The following is a 22,842-nucleotide window of genomic DNA, read 5'->3' on the forward strand; positions in this document are numbered from 1 at the left end:
CACCGCAACAGGGAGAACCGAGATGACCAGACGGACCGCACCCGCGCTCGCCACCTTGAGCGCCATCGTCGCCGCGTCGGTGCTGGGCGCCGCCCAGGACGCGCGCGCGGACCTGGTGATGTACTGCGTCGGCAGCGGCGGCGCCGTCACGGTCCCCAGCGACCTGTACGTGCCGCCGGGCGAGTCGTGCTCGTTGACGGGCACCACCGTCACCGGCAACGTGCGCGTGGCCGCCGGCTCGAACCTCGTGATCACCGGCGGCACGGTCAACGGTTCGGTCAAGGTCGCGGCCGACGGCTACCTCGACTCGACCGACACCAGGGTCGACGGCGGGATCACCCTCGCGGCCGGCGGCTTCGGGCTCTACCTGAACAACAGCGACGTCGGCGGCGTGGTCGTCGAGCCGAAGGGCACCGCGACCATCGAGGGCTTCCTGTTCGTCGAGCGTGGTTCGAGGATCGACGGCGACCTCACCTCGGGCGTCGGCGAGGTCAGCGTGACCGGCAGCGAGGTCACCGGCGACGTCGGCACCACCGCGGCGTACTTCACCGACCTGCACGACAGCTTCGTGGACGGCGCGCTGTCCGTGCTGAACAACCCGACCGGCAGCGTCGTCTGCGGCACCGCCGTCGGCGGTCGGGCCACGTTCGCCGGCAACCTCGGCGGCGTGCAGCTCGGCCCGAACGGCGGCCTCGACAGCTGCGCCTCCGGCGGCTACTTCGCCCGGGACGTCGGCATCTCGAACACGACCGGCGGCCGCACGACCCTGGACGACAACATCGTCAACGGCGTCCTCCGGCTGACCGCGAACAAGCCGGTGGCCGAGGTGGCGGCGAACAACAGCATCCGCGGCGGGATCGTCGGCGACCACTCCGCACCCACCCTGTCCGCCGCCGCCGACGGCGTTCGCGGCACCGCCGAGGAACGCGCCCGTGAACGACGTGCGCAAGCCGCCGCGACCACCACCGCGAAGGGCGCGGCACGCCTCTGACACCCGGAATCACCGGCGGTCCGCGCTCCCACACAGCGGGCACGTGCGGGAACGGACCGCCGGCGGGCACGTGCGGCGGGTCAGAAGTGGGTGGCGATCCCGAACGCCTCGCGCAGCCGGGCCATGTCGTGGCGGTCCCGGTCGGTCGGCTCGTAGCCCTGGTGGAAGTAGACCTGCTGCTCGGCGGACAGGCAGGGCACGGTGCGGTTCAGGATCGTGCCGGTGACGAAGCACGCGGCCGGGTAGGTGAACGGGCGCCCTGGTTCCGGCGAAGCCTGCGTCGCGCTCCCGTCGGCGGCGAAGACGAGCGGGTGCAGGTCGATCTCGCGGCCCTTCGCGTCCGCGACGACGAAGCGCACCGGACGCCAGTCGACCGATTCGGCGAACCCCGCTTCGGCGAGGGTCGCGAGGACGGCCGGCTCCTGTTCACCGCGGTGCATGAGGTCCAGGTCCCGGTGTGGGCGGGTCTGCCTGCCCAGCAGGGCGTCGACGCCCCAGCCACCGCCGATCCACACGTCGCTGCCGGCCTCCCGCAGGGCGTCCAGGATCTCCAGCACGTCGTCGCCGGTCACCCTCGCCGTTCCTCCCCGCTCTCGCCGGAGCGGCAATCCTATCGAGGCCGGTGCGTGATCCGGGGTCGGTGGGGACGGCGGGTGGTGTGCCGGTCGCCCGCGTTCACGGCACCGCGCGACCGCTCATCGTCCCGGCCGGCCAGTGGCGGCGGGCTTCGACACGTCCTTGGCGCCGGTCGCGGAGTTGATCGCCGCCGCGTAGTCCGCCACGGTCTGCCCCGGCTTCGAGCACAGGCGCATGTCGGAGTAGCGCCACATGAAGCCGCCGTAGATCGGCGTGGTCGTGCCCATCTCCCGCAACGCCTGCCCGACCTCCTCCGGCGAGTCGCCTTCGCGGCAGACCGAGCCGTGCTTGCACCACAGCCCGGGGTCGACCGCCAGGCCCAGCTCGCCCACCCACTCCGCGGGGTCGTTGTCCCCGCCTCCCGCGTAGCACTGCAGGTAGACGCGGTCCACCAGGGAGCCGAGTTCCCTCGCGACTTCCTTCCAGTAGTCCACTTCCTCGTAGGGCACGAAGGTGAACTTCCGGTACCCGATCCCCTCCGCCATCCTGGCGAACTCCACGGTCGAGTCCACGTCGTAGCACGACTCGTCGTCGCTGTTGAGCGCGTCGACCCGGAGCTCGTCCTGCAAGGCCTTGAAGTTGCGGTACAGGATGCTGTCCGGCCCGGTCCCGCCGTCGTCGCTGCGCCGCAGGACCAGGCTCTCGATGTTCTCCCAGTCGGCGGCGCCGTAGGAGCCGATCGAGACCTCGACGCGACCGACCTTCGAGTCCGGCCTGGTCTTCAAGGACGCCACCCAGGTCGGCCAGCCCTCGTCGCCGCAGTACTCCCCCTCCGACACGATCAGGTTCTCGTTGTAGTAGAGGTCGCCGTTCTCGTGGACGTGCAGGCTCCAGAGGATCGCGGTGTCGAACCCGGAGGCCGCCAGTTCCGCCGCGGTCTCCTCGGTGCCGGGATAGGGGCCGTCGACGTAGACGGCGGACCGCCCACCCGCCCCCGACCTCGGTTGCACGATTGACTTTCCCATTGCTGACTCCCACTCGGAGTTGTGCCGGCCGCGCTCAGCCACCCGCGGTACTACCCGGCGGTGCGACCCCCATGTGCGCGGTCCGGCACGTCCACTCGGACGAGTCGCGAGGGCTCAGCCCTCCGGGGACCGCGGTCACGCCACGTCCACGTGACCCGGAACCGGCCTCACGCGGACCGCCGGGTTACCCCGTCACCTGATCCGGGCTCACCGCACCACCCGGCCGGGCGACAACCAGGCCGGTCACGGCGACCGGTGCTGCTCTCGCTCGCCTCGTTCGCCCCGGCCCGCGACCGCCCGCGAGCGTGGCTGCGACGCCGGATCGCCGCCGACTACCGGGCCCTGGCCGACGCGGAGACCTTCGGGCCGAGCGCGATCGACGACCTGCGCGCCGACGGCCGCGTGCTGACCGGCGCGGCGGTCGTCACGCCCGCACCCGTCCGCCCCGACGACGCCGTCACCCTGTTCCGCCTGGCCACCCCACCCGGCCCCCGCCAGGAGCACTGGGACGTCCTGGCCGGGCACCCGGACGGGCCGACCGCCCAGGCGCTCGCCAACCCGCTCGTGGTGGCCCTCGCCCGAACCGCGTACGCCGACGCCCCCGGCGACCCCACCGAACTCACCGACACCGGCCGCTTCCCCACCCCCGCCGCCGTCGAGCACCACCTGCTGGACGCCTTCGTCCCGACCCTCTGCACCCGCGCTCACCGCCAGGACACCGCCCGGCGCCGCCGGGACCCGGCTCGGGCCCCGCACCACCTGACGCACCTCGCCGCCGGGCTGCGACGACAGGGCACCTACGACCTGGCCTGGTGGCAGCTGCACCGCTGGGCGCCGACGACCGCTTCACCCTGGCGGCGCGTGGTGCTGTGGATGTCCGTCGCGGCGTTGCTCGACCTCCTGATGGGCGCGACCTGCTGCGTCTTCAGCCTCGGCAGGGGCAGCTTCACCGCCTCCCTCGACGCCGCGTCGGCCGGGCTCGTGGGCGGTGCGGTCGTCGGCGTCGGCTTCGCCGCCCTGAGGTGGATCAAGAACCCCAGCGGTCTCCGCGACGTCGTGACGCCCGCGTCGTCCGTTCGAGCGGATCGCCTCCTCGACACTTCAGCCGTGTGCCTCGTGGTGGCCCTGAACGCGTCGGCGTGGGCGCACTACACCAGCGCACGGCTCCTGCCGGCGGCCCGTGGACGCCTCCCGTGGCGGCTCCAGGCGTTCCTCGCCGAAGCCCACCGCCTGGGGATCCTGCGCCAGGTCGGCGCCACCTACCAGTTCCGCCACGCACGCCTGCAAGACCACCTCGCCGCGCGACACGACCACCTGGCCGCTCCGTGGGCCGCCTCGACCCCGCCACCTCCGCACGCGGCCGGAACCCCACGTCCAAGCAGAGCGGCTGACCCGAGCCGGACCCGAATCCGCTGGCTCGACCGGTCCCTCCCGGCCCACAATGGCGTCGATGCGCCCAGCCCCTGCCGACACCCTCGCCGGGATGCTCCAGCGCGGCCGCGGCCGGGGAGCGATGCTCGCGACCACCGACCCGACCTCCGCCGACCTGGTCCACGACTGCGTCGTGCACGACTACCGCTGGGACTGGCAGGTCGACGACCGCGCGGTGTACCTGGCGCGACTGGTCCGCGATCTCGCCCTGCCCCTGCACCCGATCACCGCACTGCTCCAGGACACCGCGGACGACCAGACGGCCCTCACCCTCGCCTCCCTGCTGGTGGCCCTCGGCACCGCCGGGTCCCGCGAGGCCGTCACCGCCGTCCGGGACCACGTCCGCGCCGGCCCGCACTGGATCGACGTGCTCGAAACCGCAGCCGCGGAATGGCCCCGCGCCTGGTGGGACGACCTCGCCGGCACCGCGCGGCGCCGCCTGACCCCGGACGACCGGCGTGGCCTGCTCTGGCGCAGCGACCCCTGGCTGACCTGGGCGCGGCAACACGCCTGGGCCACCCGTCCCGCAACCGACCGCGCTCCCGGCCGACCCGGCCCGCACCGCGACCGCCCCACCGGCGAACTGCTCGCCCTGCTCCGCGACCGCGACGTGCCACGGGCCGCGAAGACCCGGGCCCTGTTCGAGATCGCCCGACGCGGTCCGGAACCCGCGCTGCTGGACCTGGCGGAGCACCTCGTCCTGGACACCCCCGTGCGCCGACCCGTGCCCGGACTCGGCCGTGCCCTCCAACCGCTGGGACCGCGGGCCGCCGACCACGCGCGCCGCTGGTCGGCGGACCCCGACCACCCCCTCCGCCGGATCGCGACCCGCGTCCTCGCCGCGCACGGCGACCACCGGGACGTCGAGCTGATGCTGTCCACCCTGGAACGCCCACCTGGCGAGGACTGGTGCGGCTACGACGTCGCGGCCACCGGCCTCGCCCGGCTGTCGCGGCTGTCGGGTTCGACGGCAGACCACCACGCCGCGGCGCACCGGGCCGTCCCCGTCCTGCGACGACTGTGGTCGGACACCCCCCACTCCTACGAACGGGCCGCGTACCTCGACGCGTTGGTCGCGCTCAGCCCCGTCTCATCGGACCACCTGCTGGTCGAAGGCCTGTGGGACTGCGAGGAACAGGTCCGGGCGTTCGCCGCCGCACGCGCGCCGCTCACCCGGGAAACCCGGGCGCGCCTGCGCGACCTGGCCGACGACCCGATCGACACCACGCCCGTGCGCGCCGCGGCCGCGGCCCGCCTGGCCTGAGCGCACAGGCCGGGTCAGGTCAGACGTTGACCGGGCTGTTGTGGTACGCGGCCAGCTTCCACTGCCCGCCCTGGCGCACGACGATCCACGACGCCCTGATCTCCCGGCTCGGGTGGACTTCGGTCTCGTCGGGCGCGAGCACGCCACCCTTGGTGACCAGCACCGCGCTGTCGTCGTTGAGCATCTTGAGGTGGATGGGCTCGCCGGTGACCCTGGTGCCCCGGTACGCGCCCTGGAAGGCCTGGGCCATGTAGGCGCGGATGTCCTCTTTGCCCTTGCGGTACAGGCCCGGCAGGATCATCGTGCCGTCGTCGATGAAGAGGTCGGCGAACGCGGCGGCGTCGTGCGCCTGCCACGCCGATGTCAGGTTCACGGGCAGTGCCGCGATCGCGGCGCGGTCGGCGGCACCCGGTTCGGTTCGGACCTGGTCTTCGGTACTGGCCATGTCTTCCTCTCTTGCCGTGCGTCTGCCTGCTTCGCGGTACGACGTGGCGTCCGAACCGGGATCACGCCGCGGTCGAACCGCAGCCCCGCCGGACCCTCCACAGTGGACTCTTCGTCAGCTCCCCAGGACAACGCGGGATCCAGCGGCCACGTCCCGCAGATCGCCGAGAACCGCGTCGGGACGTACACGACGGGCAGCGGCCCTCGCCCGGTGTGCAGTGCCGCCGTTCACGCCACGAGGTCGACCACCTCGTCCAGCCGGACGCCGTGCCCCGACGGCCAGTGCTTGCCTGCCAAGGACTTCCGCGGTGCCGCTCCGAACGCGGCGGCCACATCGTTCGCGTACAACGGATCGCGCGACACTTTCCCGCTATTCTACATGGTCGACGCCTGGCCGGCCAACGCCTCGGCCCACCAATTTCCCACGACCCGGACCACACCAACGAGAACTCCGCCCGAACCCGCACCGCCGCCCGACGAGCCGCCGCGGCGCACCGGGTTCGCACCCGGCCACCGGCACGTGCTCGCGCGCGGTTCGTAGACTGCTCGCCGTGGACGAGGTGGAGCTCGGTTCGGTGACCTGTCCGTCCGGGCAGCTGGTGCTGGTGGACGGCGGGTACCTGGGGCTGTGGTCCGGCGACCGCTCCCCGGACGAGGTGGGCGGACCCGGCGGGGTCGCGGCGGTCGACTTCGAGGTCGTCGGTCCCGACGCGGACGCCGCCGCGCGGTCGTTCGACCACCAGTCCGGTCGCCGGCTGTACGACATCCCCGAGCACGCGGCGGAGCGGTTCGCCGCGAAGTTCGCCGAGCACTGCCGTGCGCGCGGGCTCAGCGCTTCGCCGCACCGGTTCCCCCGCCGGATCCCGCACCGCGAGCGGGTGCGGCACGCGATCGCGGCGGGCGACCCGGACTTCCTGGTCACCGGTGTGCCGGTCGTCCCGGTCGGCGGCGTGCCGACCGACCGGGCGCTGCGGGTGGCGGCCACGCGCGGGCAGTGGGGCTGGGCCCGCATCCGCATCGAGCTCGGCGACGGCGAGGTGGCCGAGCGCCGCCCGCTCACGCGGATCAGGATCGACCACGCCCGGTTCGCCTTCGCCGACGCGGACGCGCTCGGCTCCTGGGTCCACGACGATTCCCTGGACGGCCTCGCCGACGTGGTGTTCTGGGGCGGGGACGAGGACGAGGTCGCCACCGAGTTCGGTGCGGGTCGCACCGGCACGCCGGGTGACGACGCCTACGGCTGGCTCTCCCTCCCGATCCGGGAGGCGTACCGGCGGGCGGTCGCCTTGGAGGAGCGCAAGAGGTCCGAGCCGGAGCGCAGGTTCGCCCTCGACTTCCGCCCGCACTCGCACCACTGGCAGGTGATGGCGGCCGTCCGGGCCGCCGACCACGAGGCCGCCACCCTCGCGGTCGGCGGCGCCGACGTCATGATGGCGATGACCTCCATCGGTGACGGGTTCTTCCCCGTCCACCTGGACGTGGACGCGACGGGCGCACCGGTCGCCGTCGACATCGCCATCGACCGCTGACGCCGGGCACCGGCGCAAACGCCGCCGAGCGCACCACGCCGCAATCCGGCCGGCCCGCGACAACCGCCGCTCGGAGAGATCGGCGTTCTTGCGTTGCGCGTGCGTGGACAATGGCCGCACCCGACGATCGGAGGCCGCATGGACGTCACGGACGTCATCCGCGCGCTCGAACACCTGCCCGGCCTCCGGGTGACCGCCGTCGCGAACGGCGTCCGCGTGCACGTGCCCGCCCTCGACGACGCCCTCCTGATCGACGCCGGCGCGGTCCGCCGGTGCCGCGACATCCGCGCGCCCGACGGCGACCCCGCCGTGGAGTTCGTGATGGGCGACGAGCACGGCGTGTGGCCGTTGATCCTCACCCCAAACGACGTCGTGTTCCAGCCGGTGAGCACCGGGGCCGTGCTGGACTCGGCCATCGAGTACCGGATCGCCGACGCGCCCCACGTCGTGGCCTACTCCGAGATGGAGCACGCCGCCGAGCACGCGGCCCTGACGAGCGAGCGGCCGGGTTCGATCGAGCTGGTCGCGGTCGGCGCGTCGCTGGTGCTGGTGCGGTGCCAAGTCGTCGCGGCCACGCTCGTCGGGATGCGGCCCGTGCGCGCGGTGGCGTGGTGGCGGCGCGCCTGGGAGGCGCTCGGCGGCGACCTGCCGTTCCCGCCGTTCCGCCCCGACCCGCTGTGGGACGAACTGGTGGCCGACGCGGCTCGGATCTCGGTGACGCCGGCCGGGCGACCCGACCACGCCGCCGAACCCGTCGACATCGCGGCCTTCCGCCGGCTGGAGCTCGGGTTGACCGTCGTGGGCCTGGACGACGAGTTCGTGGCGACGTGGCGCGCGTGGGCGCCGATCAGCCCGTCCCGGTTCGCCGCGACGCTGCTGCACCGGCTCGACGGGGCGCGCGCCGACCTCGCGCTGTACCCCGGCGGGACCGGCAGCGTCGACCTCGTCCTGCGCGAGGGCGCCGCCACCGCGCTGCTCCAGTTCAGCTGGTCGAACCGGGTCGAGCTGAGCGTGGACGAGGTCCGCCTCGACGAACCCCTCCGGCGCACCGGCCTGTTCCAGCGGATGATGTTCAACGTCGACCGGCTGGCCGTGCTGCTGGGTTTCGCGCGGACGACGGTCCTGGCCACCGACATCGGCAGCATCGCGTTCGCCACGATGGGCTACCCGCGCGACCCGGAGCTGGTCCGGGCGCTGCGGCACCACCGCTGACCCGATCGGTCAGGGGAGCAGTTCGCGCCGCAGCCGCGTCATGGCCTCCGGGCCCACGGCGGCCTCGGTCGCCCGGAGCAACGTCGCGCAGAAGTCCTTGGTGCGGGCCAGGCCCGCCCGTGCGGTGGCGATCTCGGCGTGGATCCCGGCGCCCTTGGCGGCGGCGGTGCGCAGGTCCCGCAGCTCCCGCGCCCGGACCGCGCGCACGCCCTCGGCCACGGCGTGCGCGTACGGGCCGCGGTCGAGTTCGGCTCCCGCGCCCGCCTCCTCGACGAGGCTCGCCACGTCGCGCGACGGCAGGAAGAACAACGTCGTGGTGGAGAACGCGCTCAGCGACGCCTGCCTGGTCCACCGCGTCAGCAGACCGGACTTCTGGTCCACGACCGGGGCGAGCTCCGGGTAGAACAGCGGGTCGACGGTGGCCAGCAGCGGCTTCGCGTCCGACAGCCGCAGCCGCAGCGCCCCGACCTCGCGCACCTGCTCGGCCAGCACGCCCTCGAACTCCGCCGAGGTCCGCGGCCCGGGCGAGTCGCCGGCCAGCTCCTCGGCGAGCACGAGCAGCCGCTCGCCGCGCACGCACAGGTCCTGGAGGGCGAGCACCACGCCGACGACGTGCGCCGCGACCTCGGCATCGCGCCCGGACCGCCGACCGTCGAGGAACCGCACCCAGTGTGACGACAAGATCTCCGCGAGCTTCGCCACCAACTCGAACATCGGACACCCTCCGCCGGAAGATCACCGAGTGTAGCGACGTTCCGGCACGCCGGCGGCGTGCCTCGCGCGGTCCGGAACCACGTCGCGCGAGGTGCGCTCCCTCGGACCGGTCAGCCGCCCAGCAGGCGGCCGTCGTCCGCGCCGTAGTACAGCAGCCTGCCGGGTGCGGCGGCGACGGTGAGGGACGTGCCGAGGGCGGGCTCCTCCTGCTCCGGCACGGTGAGGCTGATCAGCGTGCCGTCCGGGCAGTCGAGGGTCACCAATGACGAGACACCCAGGTTCTCGACCGTGGACACCCGGCCCGTGATGCCCTCGCCGGCCGGCGCCAGGTACTCGGGCCGCACGCCCACCACGACGGGGGTGCCGTCGGCCAGTCCCGGCGGGCCCGGCAGCCTGGTCCCGGCGCACTCGACGTGACCGTCGCGGGTCCGGGCCCCGATCAGGTTCATCGGGGTGGAGCCGATGAAGTTCGCGACGAACGTGTCGGCGGGCCGTTGGAACACCTCGCGCGGCGTGCCCAGCTGGCGGAGCCGGCCCGCCTCCATCACCGCGATCCGGTCGGCCAGCGCCAGCGCCTCGGCCTGGTCGTGGGTCACGAAGACGGTCGTGAGCGCCAGCTCGTGCTGCAACCGCTTGAGGAACGTCCTGGCCTCCAGCCGCAACCGGGCGTCCAGGTTGGACAGCGGCTCGTCCAGCAGCAGGACGTCGGCGCCCGCGGCGACGGCCCGCCCCAGCGCCGCCCGCTGCTGCTGACCGCCGGACAGCTGACCGGGCCTGCGGTCGAGCAGCGCGGACAGGCTCAGGCCCTCGGCCACCTCGACCGCCGCTTCCCGTTGCCGCGCTTTGGGCGCACGGCGCACGCGCAGCGGGTAGGCGATGTTCTCCGCCACCGTCATGTGCGGGAACAACGCGTAGTCCTGGAACACCATCGCCACCCCGCGCCCGCCGGGTGGCAGGCGGGTCACGTCGCGCGACCCGATCGCGATGGCGCCCGCCGAGGGCAGCTCGAGGCCGGCGATCGTGCGCAGCAACGTGGTCTTGCCGCAGCCGGACGGTCCGAGCAGCGCGAACAGCTCGCCGTCCACGACGCCCAGGTCGAGGCCGTCCACCGCGCGCACCCCGTTCGGGTACACAGTGGACAGACCGGTGATGTCGATGCCCGCCATCAGCTCTTGATCCCCCCGTGGAATCGGAACCCGTAGCGCTTGTCGACGACCAGGTACAGCAGCACGACCGGGATGGAGTACAGCAGCGAGAACACCGGGATCACGGTCAGGTTGGCGCTGCCGCCCTCGTCCTGCAACGTCCGCATCAGCACCGCGGCCGGCTGCTTGCCGACGTCGCGCAGCAGCAGGAACGGCAGCAGGAAGTTGCCCCACGCGTTGACGAACGACCACACCAGGATCATCGCCAGCCCCGGCCTGGCGGTCGGCAGCACCACGTGCCCGAGCACCTGCCGGGGCGAGGCGCCGAACACCCGCGCGGACTCCTCGTACGAGCGCGGCACGGAGTCCACGAAGTCCTTCAGGATGAAGATGGCGGCGGGCAGCATGCCGCCCGCGATCACCAGCGCCGTGCCGAAGCGGGAGTCGATGAGCCCGAGCTGCAGCATCAGCACGAACAGCGGCACCATGGCCGCGGTGCCCGTGACCACGCTGGACAGCAACAGCAGCACGTACAGCAGCACGTCCCGGCCGGGGATGCGCACGCGGGAGAGCGCGTAGGCGGCCAGGGCGGCGAACGCCGTCGTCACCGCGGTCGCCACCAGGCACAGCACCAGCGAGTTGACCAGCGACCGCACCACGTACGGGTGGCCGAGGGTGGCGATGACGTTCGCCGACGTCCACTCCGGCCAGCGGATGCCGAAGCCCGGCCGCGCGTCGAACGGCGCGCCGGCCAGCCACAGCATCGGCACCGCGAAGAACGCCAGCACCACCGCGATCAGCACGTGGAAGCCGATCCGGCGCACCACCGACCCCGGTGTCACGCGCGCCTGCGCAACAGCCGCAGGTACACCAGCGCCACCGCCAGGTTCCCGACCAGCAGCAGCAACGACATCGCCGACGCGTACCCGAGCCGGCCGCTCTCCAACGCCTGCCGGTAGATCAGCACGGGCAGCACCTCGGACTCGTGGTTCGGGCCGCCCGCGGTGAGCAGGAACGGCGTGAAGTCGTTGGCCGTCCACAGGCTGATCAGCAGCGTGTTGGTCAGCACGTGCCCGCGGATGTGCGGGAACACCACGTCGCGCACGGTCTGCCAGCCGCCCGCGCCGGCCAGCCGGGCGGTCTCCAGGTGCGACGGCGGCACGGCTCGCAGCGCGGAGTTGTACAGCAGCATGGAGAACGCCGTGCCGCGCCAGGTGTTGAACACGATCAGGCTCGCCATCGGGTACTCGACCAGCCACGCCGTCCCCGGTTGGCCGAGGAGCAGGCCGAGCGTGCCGCCGTCCCGGCTCAGCACGGCGAACCACAGGTAGGCGACGACGGGACCCGGCAGGATCCACGCCAGCAGCACGAATGCCTCGACGACGCGCCGCAGCCGCGGCCGCACCCGGCGCAGGAGCCAGGCGAGCGCGAAGCCGAGCGCGTTCTGCCCGACGAGCGCGGAGCCGAGCACGAACAGCGCGGTCAGCCAGAGCGAGTTGGCGAACAGCGGGTCGGCCAGCGCCGTGGCGAAGTTGTCCAGGCCGACCACGCTCGGCTCGGCCGCGGCCGGTCCGGTCAGCTGGTAGTCGGTGATCCCGATGTAGAGCGTCCACAGCGCCGGGAACACCAGGAACAGGCCGATCAGCAGCAGCGCCGGCGCGAGGAACCCGATCGCCCGCGTCGTGCCGAGCCCCGCCGGGTCGCGGTCCTCAGCCGCCCGCAACGGCGTCCTCGCCGACCGCCTCGACCAGCGCGTCGTGGTAGGACCTCGCGGCGTCCTCCGGGCTCTTGCCCGCCACCACGTCGGCGGTCGCCTGCCGCAACGCCGCCGACACCTTCGGGTAGTCCGCCAGGCCGGGCCGGTAGCGGGTGATCGGCAGCACGCGTTCGGCGATGAAGGCCAGCATCGGGTCGCCCGCCAGCACCTCGTCGTTCACGTCGGTGCGCTGGGTGACCTGCGCGGCGCCCGCCAACGCCGACTTGACAGCCTCGGCCGAGTTGAGGAACTCCATGAGCTCCCACGCCTGCCGCGGGTACGGCGTGTTCGGGTTGACCACCCGCACGCCGCCACCGGACATGCTGACGAAGTCCTGGCCGCCGACCCCGGCGCCGGGCACGCGGGCGGGGATCAGCGCCCACCCGACGGCCGTGTCGCGGTCGGCCATCTTGGCGACGCCGACGCGCGGCTCGACCACCGAGCGCCAGAAGTAGTCGCTCTCCAGCAGGATGCCGATCTTGTTCTCGGCGAACAGCGCGAACGACCGGTCACGGCCCTTCGCCTCCTGCTGGAGGATCGGGTCGCCGAGCCCGTCCCGGTAGACGCGCTGGTAGAGCGAGAGGACGTCCATGACGCCGGCCGTGGCGCCCTGCCACTTGCCGTCCTCGTGCACGGCCGTGCCGGTGCCCACCAACGCGGGCAGCACGCCCTGCATCGTGGTGGCCTCGCCCATCGCGGTGCCGGCGTTGAGCTGCAGCGGCCAGACCCCGGGCAGCGACTTGAGCTTCGCGGCGGTGTCGAGGACGTCGTCCCAGCTGCGCGGCTGCCAGTCGGTGGGCAGGCCGGCCTGCGCGAACAGCTTCTTGTTGTAGAACAGCACCCGGCCGTCGGTGCCCATCGGCACGCCGTAGCGCCGGCCGTCGAACTCGCCGAGGCCCTGCACGGCGGCGGGGATCTGCCGCCAGCCGTCCCACGAGTCGACCTCGTCCCCGCCGACGACGTCGTCCAGCGGCTCGACCAGACCGGCCTGGGCGAACTCGCCGAGCCAGATGCCGTCCAACTCGACGACGTCACCGCCGCCGCCGGTCTTGAGGTCCAGCGCGACCTTCGTCTTGAAGTCCTCGTCGCCGGCGCCGTTCTGCTCGAAGCGGACCGTGGCGTCCACGCCCTTGGCCTTCTGCGCCTCGGTGAACCTGGGGATCACCCAGTTCGCGATCCAGTCCGCGCCGCGCGCGTTCTTCCCGCCCGCCACCGCGTTGGCCGTGATCGTCAACGTGACTTCCCTGGCGTCGGCGTTGCGGGCCGGGTCCTCGTCCCGCGCCTGGCCGAGGCACCCCGCGAGCAGGCCCGTCACCGACAGCAGGACGACCGTTGTCCGCCGCATCGCGCCTCCCGCGAGAGTGCACGCCACTACGCCACCTCTCAACATGGCACCCCGGCTGTTCGACCGCAGCACCTCCGGCCGTCATCACCCGTTTGATGGCCGGACACCGGCGGCCCGGCGACCCGGCGGGCCCGAGCACTGGATTGATCTCGAACGGCTCACGAATCGGCCAACACCGGTGCGTTCGCGCCCGCCGACTGGGAACGTTCCGCGCCACGACCGGCTGGGGGAACCCCGATGCGTGCGATCAGCGCCCGCACCTCCGCCGGTTGCCGGAAGGAATCACGCGGTGAACCAGACCGACTCGTCCGCCCTCGTCATCCCCGCCGTCATCGGCGCGGTGATCGGCCTCTTCCTGATCGTGGCCATGTGGAAGGTCTTCGCGAAGGCGGGCAAGCCCGGGTGGGCGGCGATCATCCCGCTCTACAACATCTACGTGCAGCTGAAGATCGTGGGCCGTCCCGGCTGGTGGCTGATCCTGTTCTTCATCCCGGTCGTCAACATCGTCATCTCGCTGCTCGTCGCGATCGACATGGCGAAGTCGTTCGGCAAGGGCAGCGGGTTCGGCGTCGTCGGCCTCTGGCTGTTCGGGTTCGTCGGCTACCCGATGCTCGCCTTCGGCAGCGCCACCTACCGGGGCCCGGCGGCCGCCTGACCGCACACCCGGGACCCCGGTTCGGCCACCTCCGTCCACGAGACGTCGGTGGCCGAGCCGGGGGTTTTCCTTTGCACGGCCCCGCACGGCGCGTGGACCACACGAACAGGTGACCTCCGACCTCCGGCCGACCTCCAGGGGAAAAACCGCAGGTCATGGATGAGATCGACCCGAACCCGCCTGCGGCGGCGGCTGGGTGTTGCGCCTGCCCGACACCTGGCGATACGTTGCGTAGTCGTGTCGATGCGCTAGGGATACAGCCGGGGTTGACGATGGTCATGACGCGCCGCACGGCGGTTCACGCGGTTCTTGCCCTGACGGCGTCGCTCGCCCTCGCGCCGCCGGCCGTCGCCGAGGCGAACGCGTCACCGAACGCGGTCGTCGTCTGGGACCTCAACGCGCAGACCGCCATCTGGGACGTCGCGCAGCAGTCGCCGCCACAGGTCGCCGGACGCGGTTTCGCGATGGTCAGCGGCGCGGTCTACGACGCGGTGAACGCGATCGCCGGCACGCCGTACGAGCCCTACCTCGTCGCACCGCGGGCCAACGGGCGCGAGTCGACGGACGCCGCCGTCGGCACGGCCGCCTACCGGGTGCTGGACGCGATCTTCCCGGCACAGCGGGAAAGGCTGCGCACGCAGTACCACCAGTGGCTCGCCGGCATCCCCGAGGGACCGGCGAAGCGCGACGGCATCCGGGTCGGCGCACAGGCCGCCGCCGCGATGATCACGGCACGGCAGGACGACGGCGCCTTCGACCCCCGGCCCTGGACCGTCGGCACGGAGCCGGGCCAGTACCGCCCCACTCCCCCTGGCTTCGAGAACACGGGAGCCTGGGTGGGTTTCCTGAAGCCGTTCGCCGTTCCGGACGCGACCATGTTCCGCACCCCGGGGCCGCCGGCGGTCACGAGCCACGCGTACGCCCGCGATTTCGACGAGGTCAAGCGGTTGGGCTCGGCGACGAGCACCGCCCGCACCGCGGACCAGACCGACGCGGCGCTCTGGTGGCACGACCGACGTTCCGTCAGCTGGGGGATGAAGCGGGACCTCGCCGTCACCCAACGACTCGACGTCCTGGAGACCGCGCGCTTCTACGCGCTGGCGGACGTCACGGGCGCGGACGGCGCGATCGCGTGCGCGAACGACAAGGAGTTCTGGCACTTCTGGCGGCCGATCACCGCCATCCGGTCCGCCGACACCGACGGCAACCCCGCCACCGCGGCCGACCCCGGCTGGACCCCGCTGGTGACGACCCCGCCGAACCCCGACTACCCCTCCGGCCACACGTGCCGCACGGCCGCGCAGATGACGGCGTACGCGCACTTCTTCGGCCGGGACCGCGTCCCCTTCAGCGCGTTCAGCGTCGACAGCGGCACCACGCGGCACTTCGACAGCTTCTCGCAGGCGACCGCCGAGGTCGTCGGAGCCCGCATCTGGGCAGGCATCCACTTCCGGTCCGCGGACGTCGACGGCACCGCGCTCGGCACGGCCGTCGGCAACCACATCACGAAGCGCTACTTCCAGCCGCGGCGATGACCCGCCGCACGGGCGCGCGGCTCAGTCGTCGCGGCCGGGATCGTCGCCGGCCGCCCGGCGGAGTTCGACTATCCGCACGACGCGGCCCATGGGTTCGCTGAACGAGGCCACGATCTTCGCGATGCCCGCGCACACGGCGAAGACGAACAGGCCCAGCGCCCAGACCGGCGTCCCCTGGGCCACGAAGTGCACCATCACCGCGCCGAGGTCCTTCAAGGCCAGCACGGTGGCGGAGACGAGCACGGCTAAGACCCCGATGCCGAGCACGAGCAGGCGCCGCCCCTGGCGATCGAAGCGGGCACGCGGCGCGGCGTGACGAACGTCATTGTCCATGCCCGCCAACGTAGTGGCCCACGCCGAGGCCACGACATGCCGAAACCACCAAGGCGAGCCGCGCATTTCTGTCGACGTTCTCCAAAGCCGCCCGCACCACGTGCGCGCTACCTCCGGCTGCCGGGCGACGGCGAGGCGATCCGCGGGTCTCGCGGTCAGAACGTGGCGATCGGGTTGACCGGGCTGCCGGACGTGCCGGCGAAGCGGACCGGCGCCACCGCGAGCTGGAAGTCCCACTGGCCGAGCTCGGCGGCGGTCGTCGCGCACGCCTCCAGGTCGCAGTTGTCGAGCAACCACAGGCCCATCGCGACGAGACCCACGGCGTGCACCGGCATCAACACGTCCTCGTACCCCGACGGCTGAACGTCCTGAGGGGTGTCGGCGCCGATCAGCGCGACCCCGCGTTCGTGCAGCCACGGCAGGCAGGACGCGTGCCAGCCGGCCTGCGTGACACCGCCGGACGGGCCGGCCTCGTGCCGGGCGCGGCCATGGCCGGTACGCAGGAGCACCGCGTCGCCGGACCGCACCCGCACGCCCTGCCGGCGTTCGGCCTCCTCCAGGTCCTCGGGGAACACGCCCTGCCCCGGTTCCAGCCACGGCACATCGCGGACCCTCGCGACATCCAGCAGGACGCCACGCGTGACGATCCCGTTCGCCGCCGCCGTGACAGCCGCCCACGCCGATCCCGTCGCGGGGTCGACCAACGAGTGCGACCGCCCGTTGTACATCGTGCCGTCCCAGAAGAGGTGGCACGGCGAGTCGACGTGGGTCACGGTGTTGCCGTGGAACGTGAGGCCGAGCCGCTCCAAGGAGAAGCCCCACCGCCGGTCGTTGCGGAAACCGGGCACCGGCATGTTCTCGGCGCCGGGCATGTCGGCCGCGCACGGGCACGTCGTGGTCGCCCGCTCCATCTCCTCCGGCACGGCGACCTCCCACGCGCACGACACGCCCCGGCCGTGGCGCACGGCCCGCGCCGCCGCCAGCCGGACGTCGTCGGTGATGTGGTTCAGCGTGCCGAGCTCGTCGTCGTCGCCCCAGCGCCCCCAGTTCGACAGCGTGTCGAAGTACCCGAGCACGTCGTCCTGCGTGGGCATCGGTCGCTCAGCCGTCATCCCAGCATCGACTCCTCCGGTCACGCCGCCGCTCCGGAGCAAGGGTATGGCACGCCTGTGGCGCCGTGACGACTCGGCCGTCGGGCACGGTGCGCGGACGTGGCGGATCGGCGGACGGGCGTGCCGTCCGGCCGATCCGCCGCACCCGCGAACCCCTCAAGCGGCCAGGGCTTCGGTGCCGCGCGACGGGAGCGCCGGGGCGCCGCTGATGAGGTCGGCGGCCTTCTCGGCGATGGCGATGACCGGGGCGTTGGTGTTGCCGCGGGTGATCGTCGGCATCACCGAGGCGTCGACCACGCGCAGCCCCTCGATGCCCATGACGCGCAGTTCGGCGTCCACGACCTGCCCCATCGCGCACGTGCCCACGGGGTGGTAGGTCGACTGCGTGCGGGCCCGCGCGTAGGCGCGCAGGTCCTCCTCCGAAGTGGACGCCGGCGGCCGGAACGCCGTCTCCGTGTACGGCTCCAGCGGCGCCGTGCCGGCGATCTCCAACGCGATCCGCAACGCGCGCACGGCCGTGTCCAGGTCGGCGGGGTCGGCGTAGTAGTTGTGCACGATCCGCGGCTTGGCCGTCGGGTCGTCCGAGCCCAGCGACACGTGCCCGCGGCTCAGCGGCGTGAGCAGGGACGCCCCCAGCGTGATCGCGTGCGCCGTGGGCGCGGCCAGGCCGCTGTCCGCGATCATCACCGGCGCGGTCAGGAACTCGACGTCCGGCGCGGGCAGGCCGCCGACCGTCCGCACGAAACCGCCGGCCTCGGGGCCGTTGGAGGTCAGCGGGCCCCGACCCTCGGTGATGAACTGCTGGACGGACTCGGGAGCGCCCGCCGCCAGCATGCTGATCGGGTGCCGGTGGGTGTAGACCAGCGGCACGAGCGCGTGGTCCTGGAGGTTCTGCCCGACCAGCGGCTGGTCGAGCACGACCGGGATGTTCAGCGCGCCCAGCATCGCGGCCGGCCCGATGCCCGACAGCATCAGCAGCTGCGGCGAGTTGTACGCCCCGGCGGCGAGGACGACCTCGCGCTCGGCGCGCACGGTGATCTCCTCGCCGGCGCGGTAGCCGACCACACCCGTGGCGCGTCCGCCCTCGACCAGCACGCGGTGGGTCTGGAGGTTCGCCTCCAACGTGAGGTTCGGGCGGTGCAGCACCGGGTGCAGGAACGCGGTCGCGGCGCTGGACCGGCGGCCGTCGCGCTGGGTGACCTGGAAGTAGCCGAACCCGTCCTGGGCGGGGCCGTTGAAGTCGTCGTTGGCGTCGAACCCGGCGGCCGCGGCGGCGTCGAGGAACGCGGTCGACATGGGGTTGCGGGCGCGGTTGTCCGACACGCCCAGCGGACCGCCCACGCCGTGGAACGCCGACTCGCCGCGGTCGTTGTCCTCCGAGCGCAGGAAGTAGCCCAGCAGGTCGTCGAAACCCCACCCCGGCTGCCCCCAGGCGTCGAAGTCGAGCGGGTTGCCGCGCACGTAGATCATCGAGTTGATGGAGCTGGTGCCGCCCAGCACCCGGCCCTGCGGCAGGAACACGCGGCGCCCGTTGAGGCCCGGCTCGTCGTGGGTGTCGTAGTCCCAGTCCACGCCCGTGCGGAACAGCTTCGCGAAACCGGCCGGCACGTGGATGTTCTCCACGGTGTCGAGCGGACCGGCTTCCACCAGGCACACGGTGACGTCCGGGTCCTCGGTGAGGCGTGCCGCGAGCACGCAGCCCGCGGACCCGCCGCCGACGATCACATAGTCGTACATCCGGTTCTCCTTCTCCGAACGAGCGGTCCGCGCACCGCCGGACGCCGCGCACGACCCGTCGTTGCGACCTCTGGACCGTGCGCGGCCTGCGGACGTGCTGGAAGTGGGTCAGCCCTGGAGCGGGCTGGACTGGTAGGACGCGAGCCACCAGTCGCCGTCGCGCTTCACGACGACCCACATGGTGCGGGAGGAGTTGCCCTCCGGGACGGACGTGGCGTCCTTGGCCGCCAGCCCGCCCGTCGTGATGACCATCGCGACGTCGGGGCTCAGGAGCCGGACGTCCGCGACCTCGTCGATCAGCTTCGTGCCGCTGAAGCCCGCGTTGAACGCCGCCGTGAGGTACGCGTGGATCTCGCCGTGGCCCTTGAGCTGCTCGTCGCCCAGCAGCAGGCTGCCGTTCTCGACGAACAGGTCGGTGATGCCCTCGGCGTCGTTGTCCTCCCACAGGGCGCGGAAGCGCAGCACGATGGTCAGCGCGGCGCCCTCCGGGCCCGTCGTGTAGTCACCGTAGTAGGTCGCCCACTGCTTGGCCTGGGCGACGAGCGATGAGGCCTTGGAATCCATTTTCTCTCCTCCGCGGTCGGCTGGGTGCTGTTCTTCTTGAACGCCTGGTGATCGAGCCAGTGCCGGCTTCGGGCATGTGTGTCCTCTTCGGACGGATTCCCGGTCACGCTCCCCGCCCGGGGCGACAAGTTCCGCCCGCGCATGGGCGGATCAGCAGCGACAGGGGCGACGCCGCTGATCCGCCCTGACCTCCGGCGTGGCCCCCGACCGGCGGTCGTCCGGGAGGCACTCGACCGCCAGAGGTCATTCGCGCGCGCCGGCGGGGCGCGCCTCGAACCGGTTACCAGCGCAGCGTCGCGCCCTCGCCGCGCGGGCTGTTCTGGTAACCGGCGAGCAACCAGGTGCCGTTCCGCTTGACGCAGACCCAGGTCGACCGGACCGCGAGCTCGGGCGCGATCTCGGTCTCACCCGGGGCCAGGATGCCGCCGTGCGTGCGCAGCAGCGCGACGTCGTCGGAGTAGAACCGGACGTCGACCGGGTTGCCGGTCACGCCGCTGCCCTTGAAGGGGCCCGCGTACGCGGCCTTCATGAACGAGCGGATCTCGTCGCGGCCCTGCTTGAACACGTCACCCGGCAGGATGAGGATGCCGTCCTCGGCGAAGACCGCCGCCACACCGTTCGCGTCGTTCTCGGCCCACGCCGCGACGAGGCGGAGCGGGACGCTCAGGACCTCCTTCTCCTTCTCCGTGGTGAAGGGCCCGTAGTAGGCATCGAGCTGCGCTTCGCGATCTGTGGTGGCCGTAGCCATGTGCTTCCTCCTCGTCGGTTCCCGCGCGAGCAGCGGGAACCAGTTCCGCAGAACCAGTCGGCCGCATCGGAAATGATCGCCGTAAAACGCGCAACGCACGTCCGGCACTCCCGATACTGCCCCGGATCGAACTGACGTCACTTCTCCCGTGTTGCTTTGTGTCGATCACGGCCGGCGACCGCCGATGATTGGCACACCGGGCGACCGGCCCACTGCGGCCGTATCGACCGAATGGCCGTCCGTGAATCGGGAAAGAAGTGCACCAATCGCTCCATTCACGAAGATTCGGACATAACGGTCGAATCCGCACGAAAGATTTCGGTGGCACCCCGGACCCTTTTGAGGGCACTTCACGCCCGATGTCGGAATGATCCCCGAGAAGACCGGCAAGACCGGGTGCGACACGCGGGCGAACCCCGCACAGCGGCACTCCGAACCACTCCTCCGGTGGCGACGAAGCCCCAGCGGGGCCGACCGCCCCGCACGCGAGACAAGAAGAACACCCAAGGGTTCCAGCGAGGTTCCAATTAGTGAGTTATGCTCACAAGACTGCTCTGACCTGCACTTTATCTGCATGCAACTCGAACCGACCGCTGGTTTCGACAGCGCCCGACCGCAGGGGTCGGACACCAACCGATCCACTACGGGCCACATACACGCGCATCGCACCAGTCAATCCGCACGGCATTCGCGGGCGATCGCGGCGCCTGTCAGGGCAACCCCGGAGTAGTCCCGCCCCGATCGCCCGAGCCACGATGACGACGTTATTGCCATGGACTGGGGGAGCAATGGTTCCGGCTGCTTCGTCGCGACCAGGACGAATCGGACAGCCACTGCCGCACCGGTCGCCGCCACGACTGGCGTCGCGAAGATTCGGGTTCCCGTACGGCCGGGCGCTCGACAATTCTCCGACCGCCGGGTTGCGGTAGCGTCCACGGTGACGATCCGGTCCCCCATTGCCGTTGCGCGCGCAACCAGCTCGATGGCCTGACCGTGGTTTGCACACCTCGTTGACAGTCGCCCGCACCGCCGGCAACGGTGACGCGGGGGCAGGTCGGCGCATTTCTCCAGGACGAAATCCGGGAAAGGATTGCGGATGTACGATTACGTTATCGTCGGCGCCGGCTCCGCTGGGTGCGTGCTCGCCGCTCGACTGAGTGAGGACCCGGACGTCAAGGTCTGCCTGATCGAGGCCGGACCGGTCGACAGCTCCCAGAACATCCACATCCCGGCCGCGTGCGCCCAGCTCTTCCGCACCAACCTCGACTGGGACTACGACACCCACGTCGAGCCGTACGCCGACAACCGCCGCATCTACCTGCCGCGCGGCCGCATGCTCGGCGGCACCAGCGGCATGAACGGCATGGTGTACATCCGGGGCGCCCGCGAGCGCTACGACGCGTGGAACCAGCCGGGCTGGAGCTACGACGAGCTGCTGCCGTACTTCAAGCGGTCCGAGGACAACGAGCGCGGCGCCGACGAGTACCACGGCGTCGGCGGGCCGCTGTCGGTGTCGGACAACCGTTCCAACAACCCGATGACGACCGCGTTCGTCGAGGCGGCACTGGAGGCGGGCTACCCGGCCAACCACGACTTCAACGCGGCCAAGGAGGAGGGCTTCGGCTTCTACCAGGTGACGCAGCGGGACGGTCGCCGGTGCAGCAGCGCGGTGGCCTACCTGCACCCGTCGATGGCGCGCCCGAACCTGACCGTCGAGACCGACATGCTCGTGCACCGGGTGCTGTTCGAGAACGGCCGCGCGGTGGGCGTCGCCGCCTCCCGGCTCAGCGAGCAGTTCGAGATCCGCGCCGCGCGCGAGGTCATCCTGTCCGCGGGCGCCTACAACACCCCGCAGCTCCTGCAGCTGTCGGGTGTCGGCCCGGCGGAGCTGCTGCGCGCGCTCGACATCCCGGTCGTGCTGGACCAGCCGATGGTCGGCCAGAACCTGATCGACCACACGCACGACTTCCTGATCTACACCACCTCCCAGCCGGTGAGCCTGCTGGCGGCCGGGCAGCCGGAGTACGTCCGGCAGTTCATGGAGGAGGGCCGCGGCCCGCTCACGTCGAACATCCCCGAGTCCGGTGGGTTCGTGGCCTCCCAGGCCGGCCTGGAGCTGCCCGACCTGCAGTTCCACGCCGCGCCGGTGATGTTCGCCGACGGCGGCCTCGGCGTGCCGACCGCGCACGCGATCTCCTTCGGCGCGGACGTGATCGACCCGCTGAGCCGGGGCAACATCATGATCGCCTCGGCCGACCCGACCACCAAGCCGAGGATCCTGCACAACTTCTTCGCCGAGGAGTCCGACATGGACGCCGCGGTGGCGGGTCTGCGGCTCACCATGGAGATCGCGAACCAGAAGGCGCTCAAGCCCTACGCCGAGGCGCTGCACAACCCGCCGGAGTCCGACTCGGACAAGGACCTGCGCGCCCACGCGCGCCGGTACTCCGAGACAGCCTACCACGCGGCCGGTTCGTGCGCGATGGGCATGGTCGTCGACCCCGAGCTGAAGGTCATGGGGCTGGAGGGCCTGCGGGTCGTGGACGCGTCGGTCATGCCGACGGTGTTCGCCAACCCGAACGGCCCGACGATCGCGATCGCGGAGAAGGCGTCCGACATGATCCTCGGACTCCCCCTCCTGCCGCCGCAGACGGTGGCCGTCGCCCACTGACGTCACCGCCGGTGACCGCAGAAGCCCCCGACCGTCTGAGCCGGTCGGGGGCTTC

22 protein-coding genes are annotated in these 22,842 nt (G+C 72.1%); 7 read left to right on the forward strand and 15 right to left on the reverse strand.

Annotated elements, in window-relative coordinates; all coding sequences use genetic code 11:
- Positions 1–22: 22 nt before the first annotated feature.
- Positions 23–991, forward strand: coding sequence for a hypothetical protein (locus ABTZ99_RS28930; protein ID WP_499615608.1), 969 nt, complete (start codon positions 23–25; stop codon positions 989–991).
- A gap of 80 nt (positions 992–1,071) precedes the next feature.
- Here ABTZ99_RS28930 and ABTZ99_RS28935 read toward each other — a convergent pair whose 3' ends face one another.
- From ABTZ99_RS28935 to ABTZ99_RS28945, 3 genes are all read right to left on the reverse strand, one after another.
- On the reverse strand, positions 1,072–1,563 hold the full coding sequence (locus ABTZ99_RS28935; protein ID WP_499615611.1) for a nucleotidyltransferase domain-containing protein: 492 nt from the start codon (positions 1,561–1,563) through the stop codon (positions 1,072–1,074).
- A 123-nt stretch (positions 1,564–1,686) separates the two neighbouring features.
- Positions 1,687–2,592, reverse strand: coding sequence for a lysyl endopeptidase (locus tag ABTZ99_RS28940; protein WP_499615614.1), 906 nt, complete (start codon positions 2,590–2,592; stop codon positions 1,687–1,689).
- A gap of 797 nt (positions 2,593–3,389) precedes the next feature.
- Positions 3,390–3,623, reverse strand: a complete 234-nt coding sequence (locus tag ABTZ99_RS28945; RefSeq protein WP_499615617.1) for a hypothetical protein — start codon at positions 3,621–3,623, stop codon at positions 3,390–3,392.
- Between the two features lie 419 nt (positions 3,624–4,042).
- Here ABTZ99_RS28945 and ABTZ99_RS28950 point away from each other — a divergent pair, with 419 nt between their 5' ends.
- Positions 4,043–5,287 (forward strand): hypothetical protein, encoded by a 1,245-nt coding sequence (locus ABTZ99_RS28950; protein ID WP_499615619.1) that lies wholly within the window; start codon positions 4,043–4,045, stop codon positions 5,285–5,287.
- Between the two features lie 19 nt (positions 5,288–5,306).
- Here the strand turns inward: ABTZ99_RS28950 and ABTZ99_RS28955 are convergent, their stop codons facing one another.
- Together ABTZ99_RS28955 and ABTZ99_RS28960 are read right to left on the reverse strand one after the other, a co-directional pair.
- Positions 5,307–5,732, reverse strand: coding sequence for an SgcJ/EcaC family oxidoreductase (locus ABTZ99_RS28955; protein ID WP_498777267.1), 426 nt, complete (start codon positions 5,730–5,732; stop codon positions 5,307–5,309).
- Between the two features lie 227 nt (positions 5,733–5,959).
- The gene (locus tag ABTZ99_RS28960) at positions 5,960–6,094 is read right to left on the reverse strand and encodes a hypothetical protein (RefSeq protein ID WP_498777265.1); all 135 of its coding nucleotides are present in this window, start codon (positions 6,092–6,094) and stop codon (positions 5,960–5,962) included.
- Positions 6,095–6,282: 188 nt separating this feature from the next.
- On the opposite strand from ABTZ99_RS28960, the gene ABTZ99_RS28965 reads away from it, so the two are divergent.
- Positions 6,283–7,260, forward strand: coding sequence for a hypothetical protein (locus ABTZ99_RS28965; RefSeq protein ID WP_499615622.1), 978 nt, complete (start codon positions 6,283–6,285; stop codon positions 7,258–7,260).
- 138 nt (positions 7,261–7,398) lie between these two features.
- Entirely contained in the window at positions 7,399–8,472 is a 1,074-nt protein-coding gene (locus ABTZ99_RS28970) for a hypothetical protein (RefSeq protein ID WP_499615625.1), read from the forward strand.
- A gap of 9 nt (positions 8,473–8,481) precedes the next feature.
- On the opposite strand, the gene ABTZ99_RS28975 is transcribed toward ABTZ99_RS28970, so the two are convergent.
- From ABTZ99_RS28975 to ABTZ99_RS28995, 5 genes are all read right to left on the reverse strand, one after another.
- Complete coding sequence (locus ABTZ99_RS28975; protein ID WP_499615628.1) at positions 8,482–9,186, reverse strand: hypothetical protein; 705 nt, start codon at positions 9,184–9,186, stop codon at positions 8,482–8,484.
- Positions 9,187–9,296: 110 nt separating this feature from the next.
- Positions 9,297–10,352: an ABC transporter ATP-binding protein gene (locus ABTZ99_RS28980; protein WP_499615631.1), complete on the reverse strand. Its 1,056-nt coding sequence runs from the start codon at positions 10,350–10,352 to the stop codon at positions 9,297–9,299.
- Positions 10,352–11,173 (reverse strand): ABC transporter permease subunit, encoded by an 822-nt coding sequence (locus tag ABTZ99_RS28985; RefSeq protein WP_499615633.1) that lies wholly within the window; start codon positions 11,171–11,173, stop codon positions 10,352–10,354. The genes ABTZ99_RS28980 and ABTZ99_RS28985 overlap by 1 nt, the downstream gene beginning before the upstream one ends.
- A complete protein-coding gene (locus ABTZ99_RS28990; protein WP_499615635.1) occupies positions 11,170–12,054 on the reverse strand; it encodes a carbohydrate ABC transporter permease in 885 nt (294 codons plus the stop codon). Before ABTZ99_RS28990 ends, ABTZ99_RS28985 begins: the two co-directional genes overlap by 4 nt.
- Positions 12,041–13,432, reverse strand: coding sequence for an extracellular solute-binding protein (locus ABTZ99_RS28995; protein ID WP_499615638.1), 1,392 nt, complete (start codon positions 13,430–13,432; stop codon positions 12,041–12,043). Before ABTZ99_RS28995 ends, ABTZ99_RS28990 begins: the two co-directional genes overlap by 14 nt.
- Before the next feature lie 289 nt (positions 13,433–13,721).
- On the opposite strand from ABTZ99_RS28995, the gene ABTZ99_RS29000 reads away from it, so the two are divergent.
- Positions 13,722–14,087 (forward strand): DUF5684 domain-containing protein, encoded by a 366-nt coding sequence (locus ABTZ99_RS29000; protein ID WP_498777249.1) that lies wholly within the window; start codon positions 13,722–13,724, stop codon positions 14,085–14,087.
- A 278-nt stretch (positions 14,088–14,365) separates the two neighbouring features.
- On the forward strand, positions 14,366–15,622 hold the full coding sequence (locus ABTZ99_RS29005; RefSeq protein ID WP_498777247.1) for a vanadium-dependent haloperoxidase: 1,257 nt from the start codon (positions 14,366–14,368) through the stop codon (positions 15,620–15,622).
- 21 nt (positions 15,623–15,643) lie between these two features.
- Here the strand turns inward: ABTZ99_RS29005 and ABTZ99_RS29010 are convergent, their stop codons facing one another.
- The 5 genes from ABTZ99_RS29010 to ABTZ99_RS29030 form a co-directional block, all read right to left on the reverse strand.
- Positions 15,644–15,955 carry a hypothetical protein gene (locus tag ABTZ99_RS29010; RefSeq protein WP_498777245.1) on the reverse strand — a complete coding sequence of 104 codons (312 nt, stop codon included), beginning with the start codon at positions 15,953–15,955 and terminating at the stop codon, positions 15,644–15,646.
- Positions 15,956–16,110: 155 nt separating this feature from the next.
- Positions 16,111–17,067: a cyclase family protein gene (locus tag ABTZ99_RS29015; protein WP_499615643.1), complete on the reverse strand. Its 957-nt coding sequence runs from the start codon at positions 17,065–17,067 to the stop codon at positions 16,111–16,113.
- A gap of 156 nt (positions 17,068–17,223) precedes the next feature.
- Positions 17,224–18,804 carry a GMC family oxidoreductase gene (locus tag ABTZ99_RS29020; protein ID WP_498777241.1) on the reverse strand — a complete coding sequence of 527 codons (1,581 nt, stop codon included), beginning with the start codon at positions 18,802–18,804 and terminating at the stop codon, positions 17,224–17,226.
- 108 nt (positions 18,805–18,912) lie between these two features.
- Positions 18,913–19,368: an SgcJ/EcaC family oxidoreductase gene (locus tag ABTZ99_RS29025; protein WP_498777239.1), complete on the reverse strand. Its 456-nt coding sequence runs from the start codon at positions 19,366–19,368 to the stop codon at positions 18,913–18,915.
- A gap of 280 nt (positions 19,369–19,648) precedes the next feature.
- Positions 19,649–20,116, reverse strand: coding sequence for an SgcJ/EcaC family oxidoreductase (locus ABTZ99_RS29030; RefSeq protein WP_498777237.1), 468 nt, complete (start codon positions 20,114–20,116; stop codon positions 19,649–19,651).
- A 1,096-nt stretch (positions 20,117–21,212) separates the two neighbouring features.
- Here ABTZ99_RS29030 and ABTZ99_RS29035 point away from each other — a divergent pair.
- Positions 21,213–22,787, forward strand: a complete 1,575-nt coding sequence (locus ABTZ99_RS29035) for a GMC family oxidoreductase (protein ID WP_498777235.1) — start codon at positions 21,213–21,215, stop codon at positions 22,785–22,787.
- The last annotated feature ends 55 nt before the right edge of the window (positions 22,788–22,842 follow it).

The sequence above is a fragment of the Actinosynnema sp. NPDC002837 genome (assembly GCF_040295345.1).
Lineage (GTDB): Bacteria > Actinomycetota > Actinomycetes > Mycobacteriales > Pseudonocardiaceae > Actinosynnema.

Excerpts from the sequence above, each read along its gene's own strand:
- ABTZ99_RS28930 (WP_499615608.1), top strand. The coding sequence starts at position 23 with ATGACCAGACGGACCGCACCCGCGCTCGCCACCTTGAGCGCCATCGTC.
- ABTZ99_RS28950 (WP_499615619.1), top strand. The coding sequence starts at position 4,043 with ATGCGCCCAGCCCCTGCCGACACCCTCGCCGGGATGCTCCAGCGCGGC.
- ABTZ99_RS28955 (WP_498777267.1), bottom strand. The coding sequence starts at position 5,732 with ATGGCCAGTACCGAAGACCAGGTCCGAACCGAACCGGGTGCCGCCGAC.
- ABTZ99_RS29020 (WP_498777241.1), bottom strand. The coding sequence starts at position 18,804 with ATGTACGACTATGTGATCGTCGGCGGCGGGTCCGCGGGCTGCGTGCTC.
- ABTZ99_RS29030 (WP_498777237.1), bottom strand. The coding sequence starts at position 20,116 with ATGGCTACGGCCACCACAGATCGCGAAGCGCAGCTCGATGCCTACTAC.
- ABTZ99_RS28940 (WP_499615614.1), bottom strand. The coding sequence starts at position 2,592 with ATGGGAAAGTCAATCGTGCAACCGAGGTCGGGGGCGGGTGGGCGGTCC.
- ABTZ99_RS28975 (WP_499615628.1), bottom strand. The coding sequence starts at position 9,186 with ATGTTCGAGTTGGTGGCGAAGCTCGCGGAGATCTTGTCGTCACACTGG.
- ABTZ99_RS28980 (WP_499615631.1), bottom strand. The coding sequence starts at position 10,352 with ATGGCGGGCATCGACATCACCGGTCTGTCCACTGTGTACCCGAACGGG.
- ABTZ99_RS29035 (WP_498777235.1), top strand. The coding sequence starts at position 21,213 with ATGTACGATTACGTTATCGTCGGCGCCGGCTCCGCTGGGTGCGTGCTC.
- ABTZ99_RS29025 (WP_498777239.1), bottom strand. The coding sequence starts at position 19,368 with ATGGATTCCAAGGCCTCATCGCTCGTCGCCCAGGCCAAGCAGTGGGCG.
- ABTZ99_RS28995 (WP_499615638.1), bottom strand. The coding sequence starts at position 13,432 with ATGCGGCGGACAACGGTCGTCCTGCTGTCGGTGACGGGCCTGCTCGCG.
- ABTZ99_RS29015 (WP_499615643.1), bottom strand. The coding sequence starts at position 17,067 with ATGACGGCTGAGCGACCGATGCCCACGCAGGACGACGTGCTCGGGTAC.
- ABTZ99_RS29010 (WP_498777245.1), bottom strand. The coding sequence starts at position 15,955 with ATGGACAATGACGTTCGTCACGCCGCGCCGCGTGCCCGCTTCGATCGC.
- ABTZ99_RS29005 (WP_498777247.1), top strand. The coding sequence starts at position 14,366 with ATGACGCGCCGCACGGCGGTTCACGCGGTTCTTGCCCTGACGGCGTCG.
- ABTZ99_RS28970 (WP_499615625.1), top strand. The coding sequence starts at position 7,399 with ATGGACGTCACGGACGTCATCCGCGCGCTCGAACACCTGCCCGGCCTC.